The 1,483-nt window shown below is 38.4% G+C and carries 1 protein-coding gene; it reads left to right on the forward strand.

What is annotated here, in order from left to right:
• A partial coding sequence (locus GQ593_RS13270; RefSeq protein ID WP_202115510.1) for a toprim domain-containing protein occupies nucleotides 1-1,436 on the forward strand: 1,436 nt, incomplete at its 5' end.
• Between the last annotated feature and the right edge of the window lie 47 nt (nucleotides 1,437-1,483).

Below are 1,483 nucleotides of genomic sequence, written 5' to 3' on the forward strand. Positions count from 1 at the left end.
AGAAAGGATTAACCTTTGACTTACCCTTGTTAGATAACGGGCGCATTTTTGCGCCTATGCTGAATCTTCATAATGAATACGCAGGTGGTCAATTTATCGAACCTGACGGCAGTAAGCGCTTAATGAAAAGCTCGAGCAAAAAAGGGGCTTTTATTTTAGTTAGCTCAATTTTTAGCAGACCTACCGAGGTGTGCGCAAATTTGCTCACACATAATGAAATTATTATCTGTGAGGGTTTGGCTACAGGGATATCGATAGCGGAATTCCGCCAGCAGTCTATTGTTATATCCGCTATTGACGCAGGTAATCTTATTCATGTGGCTAAAGATATTCGTGAGTTAAATCCTACCGCTAAAATCATTATCGCAGGTGATAACGATATTGGTCAAAGCCCTAATACGGGCTTAGCTAAAGCAATAGAAGCGTCTCAAGCGGTAAATGGTTATTACTCCGTTCCTGATACAGATTATAAATGTGATTGGGATGATTATAGGCAACAACATGGCATGAATAAAACTACAGCGGTATTTGACAGCAATATCAAAAAAGCTGAATGTGATTTACAAGGTAAAAACCAAGACGTTGGCATTACTAAAAATGCCCATAATCCCGTTCCCGACTTATCGCAAATGCAAGCCAGCCAGAAAGCAGATGTACTTATAGAGCACTATGACAATAATCTTGCTTTAGATATGCTTACTAATGAAGTCTATCAGTATAAGGATAATGTTTGGCAGATGATTTCTGAAATGGATCTAAAGCGTGAATTAGTTCAGCTATTCAGGCAAGCAAAAGCGCATTATTCAGAAAAAGGGGTTAAATCAACCATTGATACCATGAAGCTACAGATACCGTTAAAAGGTGAACAAGCTAGAAATTTAATCGGGTTTAAAAATGGCGTTTTTGATTTACAAGCTCGTGCGTTTAAGCCTCATTCTAAAAGCCATTGGTTACAATCAATTAATAATGTTGATTATATTGATAGTGTATCTAATGAAAACTTAGAACGTCATGCACCGCATTTTTATCAGTGGTTATCACGCTCAGCTAAAAAAGATAAAATCAAAATGGATGCGATACAAGCTGCGTTATACATGATTTTAGCCAATCGTTATGACTGGCAATTATTCTTAGAGGTTACAGGCGCAGGCGGTAGCGGTAAAAGTGTTTTTGCTGAGATTGCTACCATGCTAGCAGGCAAGAATAATACGGTATCGGCAAATATGGAAGCCTTAGAAAAACCAAGAGAAAGGTCGCTTATTGTTGGGCAATCATTAATCATCTTACCTGACCAAGCCAAATATATCGGTGAGGGTAACGGTATCAAGGCGATTACTGGAGGTGATGAGGTGGCGATAGATGAAAAATATAAGAAGCCTTATTCAACTAAGATACAGGGGGTGGAATGGCAACACATTTTCAAACAAAAAAATTAAGGGATAAGTGTTTTTTAAATTCAACGGGAGGCAAGTAGCCTAACGAA

This window comes from Gilliamella sp. Pas-s25, assembly GCF_009795885.1.
In the GTDB taxonomy this organism is placed as follows: Bacteria; Pseudomonadota; Gammaproteobacteria; order Enterobacterales; family Orbaceae; genus Gilliamella.